This window comes from Geobacter sp. PheSNFMC (assembly GCF_059620965.1).
Window position 1 is genome coordinate 1 of the sequence record NZ_JCAMRN010000116.1, and the last position, 4,177, is coordinate 4,177.

General features: G+C 65.2%; 5 protein-coding genes and 1 pseudogene. All 6 read right to left on the reverse strand.

The window, feature by feature from the left end; translation table 11 throughout:
• Positions 1 to 73: pseudogene (locus AC6CDK_RS17590) on the reverse strand (23S rRNA (pseudouridine(1915)-N(3))-methyltransferase RlmH); the annotation flags it as partial.
• Positions 74 to 110: 37 nt separating this feature from the next.
• Complete coding sequence (gene rsfS / locus AC6CDK_RS17595; RefSeq protein WP_039647068.1) at positions 111 to 506, reverse strand: ribosome silencing factor; 396 nt, start codon at positions 504 to 506, stop codon at positions 111 to 113.
• Complete coding sequence (gene nadD, locus AC6CDK_RS17600) at positions 496 to 1,146, reverse strand: nicotinate-nucleotide adenylyltransferase (RefSeq protein ID WP_066358106.1); 651 nt, start codon at positions 1,144 to 1,146, stop codon at positions 496 to 498. Before nadD ends, rsfS begins: the two co-directional genes overlap by 11 nt.
• Before the next feature lie 31 nt (positions 1,147 to 1,177).
• A complete protein-coding gene (locus AC6CDK_RS17605) occupies positions 1,178 to 2,434 on the reverse strand; it encodes a glutamate-5-semialdehyde dehydrogenase (RefSeq protein ID WP_192905683.1) in 1,257 nt (418 codons plus the stop codon).
• Positions 2,435 to 2,546: 112 nt separating this feature from the next.
• Positions 2,547 to 3,668 carry a glutamate 5-kinase gene (gene proB, locus AC6CDK_RS17610; protein WP_039647074.1) on the reverse strand — a complete coding sequence of 374 codons (1,122 nt, stop codon included), beginning with the start codon at positions 3,666 to 3,668 and terminating at the stop codon, positions 2,547 to 2,549.
• 9 nt (positions 3,669 to 3,677) lie between these two features.
• Positions 3,678 to 4,177: Obg family GTPase (locus tag AC6CDK_RS17615; RefSeq protein ID WP_496639946.1), on the reverse strand; the 500-nt coding region annotated here is incomplete at its 5' end.

The window sequence follows — 4,177 nt, forward strand, 5'->3', positions numbered from 1 at the left end:
CGGCATATTCGTCAATGCCGCACCGGATCCACTCCTCCTGGGTCTTGCCGACCCAGAGCACGCGCAGTTTCACGGTGCTCCGGCCCCGGCCGGCGCGAAGAGGGCGAGGATCACTCCCCTCCCCCTTCCTTCCCTTCCCACAGGTACTCCTCGGGAATCGCCACCTGCCCGGCGGCGGACCAGAGGCCGTCCAGATCGTAGTAGGAGCGCAGTTCCTCCCGGAAGATGTGAACGATCACGTCGCCGTAGTCGATCACGATCCAGTTCCCTTCCCGCAGCCCCTCCATATCGAGGACCTTGCCGTACTTCTTGAGCCCCTTCTTGACCGAATCGGCAATGGCCTGGGCCTGCTTGTCCGAACGGCCCGTGGCAAGCACCAGATAGTCGGCAATGGACGATATCCGGCCGATCTCGAGTACCTTCACATCAAGTGCCTTCTTGTCGAGGGCGAAACGGGCGCACTGGAGCGCGCGCTCGAGGGGGGTGAGCGTGGGTTTATCCGTCATGGGCATAGATCCTTTGTTCGTTGATGTAGCGCTCCACCGCCTCCGGGACCAGGTACCTGATCGACCTGCCGAGGCGGGCGAGTCCGCGGATGGAACGGGACGAGATGTCGAGGGGGACGCCGGCCAGCCAGTAGACCGAGTATCCCGAGCGATGGGCGAGCCGTTTTTCCGCGGGATAATAGCAGAATTGCGCTGTTATGGCAACCGGCAGTGCCGCGAGCAGGTCCGCCGCTTCGGCTCCGGGGCGGGCCGCCACCACCAGGTTGCAGGAGGCGAAGATCGCCTCGTAGTCGTACCAGGAGCCAATGTCGAGGAACGAGTCGCTGCCGATGATGAAAAAGAATTCGTCCCCCGGATGCTCCTTCTTGAGGGCCCGGATCGTGTCGATGGAATAGGACGCGCCCGGTCGGCGCCCCTCCATGTCCGACACGGCAAAGGCGGGGTTGTCCGCCGTGGCGAGCCGCACCATGGCACAGCGCGTCTCGAAGGGGACTTCCCCCTCCATGGCCTTGTGGGGCGGGGACGCTGCCGGGATGAACAGGACCCGGTCCAGGGCAAAGGTGTCCCGCACCTCCTCCGCGATGCGGAGGTGAGCCAGGTGCACCGGGTTGAACGTGCCGCCGAGAATGCCCGTTTTCATCCCGTGCCGGCCTCCGGGTCCCTGCCCCCGCTCACTGCCTTACCTGTCCGTCGCCGTAGACGATGAACTTGGTCGTTGTCAGATCCTCCAGCCCCATGGGGCCGAAGGAATGGAGCTTGGTGGTGGAGATACCGATCTCGGCGCCGAGCCCCAACTGGTTGCCGTCGGCAAAGCGGGTGGAGGCATTGACCAGCACCGTGCTGGAGTTCACCTCCCGGATGAAGCGCTGGGCATTGTGATAGTCGCAGGTGACAATGGCCTCGGTGTGGAGCGAGCCGTAACGGTTGATGTGGGCCACGGCCTCGTCCAGGTCGTCCACCACCCGGACCGCCAGGATCAGTTCCAGGTACTCGGCATGCCAGTCGTCCTCGGTGGCCTTTTGGGCCTGGGGTGCGAACTGACGCACGCAGTCGTCGCCACGCAGTTCCACCTTCAGCTCGGTGAGGGATTCGGCAATGCGGGGAATAAAGGTCTCCGCGATGTCCTTGTGCACCAGGAGCGTTTCCAGGGCATTGCAGACCCCGGGCCGCTGGACCTTGCCGTTGACGATGATCTTTTCCGCCATGTCGAAATCGGCATCCGCGTCCACGAAAACGTGGCAGACCCCCTTGTAGTGCTTGATGACCGGAATGCGCGAATTCTCGACCACGAAGCGGATCAGGCTTTCGCCTCCCCGCGGAATGATCAGGTCGATGAACTCCTCCTGCTTGAGCATCTCCAGGACCCCCTCCCGCTCGGGGAAAGGAACGACCGACAGGGCCGCGCCGGGGATGCCCGCCCGGTTCAGCTCTTCCCCGAGAATGCGGGCGATGGCCAGGTTGGAGTGGATCGCCTCGGAGCCGCCCCGCAGGATGACGCTGTTGCCGCTCTTGAGGCAGAGGGCCGCGGCATCGGCGGTGACGTTGGGGCGCGCCTCGTAGATGATCCCGATAACCCCCAGGGGAATCCGCATCTTGCCCACGCGGAGGCCATTGGGGCGGGTCCACATCCGCGTCACCTCCCCCACCGGGTCGGGGAGGGCCGCCACTTCGCGCAGGCCGTCGGCCATGGCCTTGATCCGGGCCTCGTTGAGCATGAGCCGGTCGAGCATGGCGGCCGAGAGCCCCTTGACCTCGCCCGCTTCCAGGTCCTTCCGGTTTTCCTCCATGAGCTGGACGGTGTTCCTGACCAGGGACCCGGCCATGGCCAGGAGGAGCCCGTTCTTGGCGGGGGCGGAAAGCTTCGCCATGGCGATTGCGGCCTGGCGGGCGTCGGCGGCGATGTTCCGTATCTTTTCGGCGATCGACATGTCAAACCCCTCTCTTGCGGATTCAGATGTGGATACCACCAATTCCACTTTGTCACATGTGGTTTCTGCTGTGTGTAAAGGGGACCGTCGGTGGAGCTATGACAACGCGAAACTACAGCACAACGAGATTGTCCCGGTGGATGATCTCGTCCCCGTACTTGTAACCGAGGATTGCCTCGATCTCGCCGCTGCGATGGCCGAGGATACGGATGATCTCGTCATGGGAATAGTCCACGAGCCCCCGGGCGATCTCGGTACCGTCGCTGCCGCAGACCCGGACACAGGCGCCCCGGTCGAACTTCCCCTCGACCCGCACCACCCCCGACGGCAACAGGCTTTTCCCCTGACGGGCAAGAACCGTGCGGGCGCCGTCGTCCACGATGATCCTCCCCGATGGCCGCAGGGTGTGGGCGATCCAGTGCTTGCGCCGGTTGAGGCTTTCCTTGCCGGGGAGGAACAGGGTCCCCACCTCGCGGCCGGCAAAAGCCTCCGCCAGCAGGGACGGCTTCCTGCCGTTGAGCATGAGCGTCGGCACCCCGAACTGGCCGGCCTTCTTGGCCGCGGCCAGCTTGGTCACCATCCCGCCCGTGCCGACGGTGGAGCCGCTGCCGCCGGCGGCCCGCTCCATCTCCCGGGTGATCTGCCGGACCAGGGGAATGAGCCGCGCGTCGGGAGTGGTGCGGGGATCGGCCTCGTAGAAGCCGTCGATGTCGGTCAGGATCACCAGCAGATTGGCCTCGGCCAGGTTGGTGACCAGGGCGGAGAGGCTGTCGTTGTCGCCGAACTTGATCTCGTCGAAGACCACGGTGTCGTTTTCGTTGATGATCGGGATCACCCCGAAGGAGAGCAGGGTGTCGAGGGTAGCCCGGGCGTTGAGAAACCGTCCCCGGTGGGCCAGGTCGTCGCGGGTCAGGAGGATCTGGGCCACCTTGTGCCCGAAGGGGTCGAAGGCCTCCTCGTAGGCGTGCATGAGGCGCGACTGGCCGATGGCCGCCGCCGCCTGCTTCTGGGGGATGCTCCGGGGCCTGCCGTCGATGCCGAGCTCTTTCCGCCCCGCGGCCACGGCGCCCGAGGAGACGATGATCACCTGGCGGCCGCTGGCGCGCAACTCGGCCACCTGGGCGGCGATGCTGCCCATGAGGGGCTTGTTGAGCCCGTTGTCGCCGCAGGTGAGGACCCCGCTGCCGATCTTGATGACGATCCGCTTGACCTTGGCAAGGATTCCGCTACGCATGGCGCCGTTCTACCACTCCTCCCCGTCCCTGCCCCAGAGGGAGCGGGCGATTTCGTCGAGCAGAGGGGGAATCCCCTCGCCGGTGGCGGCGGAGAGGGGAAAGACCGCAAGGCCCCGCTCCCGGAACCAGGGGAGCACCGCGGGCAGATTCTCTCTCACCGCAGGGAGATCCATCTTGTTGACCACCACGATCTGGCGCTTGTCGGCCAGCTCGGGACTGAAGAGGGCCAACTCCCGGTTAAGGGCCTCGTACTCGCGGACGGGGTCCCGGTCGGGCATCCACGAGAGGTCGAGCACGTGGAGCAGCACCGTGGTCCGCTCAACGTGCTTGAGGAAGCGGTGGCCGAGCCCCGCCCCTTCGGAGGCCCCTTCGATGATCCCCGGGATGTCGGCGATGACAAAGGAACGGTAGTTCTTGTAGGGAACCACCCCCAGGTTCGGCTTAAGGGTGGTGAACGGGTAATCGGCGATCTTGGGCCGGGCTGCTGAAACGCGGGTTATGAATGAGG

What these genes read in the sequence shown, in the direction of transcription:
- rsfS (WP_039647068.1), bottom strand. Translation starts at nt 506, where the DNA reads ATGACGGATAAACCCACGCTCACCCCCCTCGAGCGCGCGCTCCAGTGC.
- AC6CDK_RS17605 (WP_192905683.1), bottom strand. Translation starts at nt 2,434, where the DNA reads ATGTCGATCGCCGAAAAGATACGGAACATCGCCGCCGACGCCCGCCAG.
- proB (WP_039647074.1), bottom strand. Translation starts at nt 3,668, where the DNA reads ATGCGTAGCGGAATCCTTGCCAAGGTCAAGCGGATCGTCATCAAGATC.
- nadD (WP_066358106.1), bottom strand. Translation starts at nt 1,146, where the DNA reads ATGAAAACGGGCATTCTCGGCGGCACGTTCAACCCGGTGCACCTGGCT.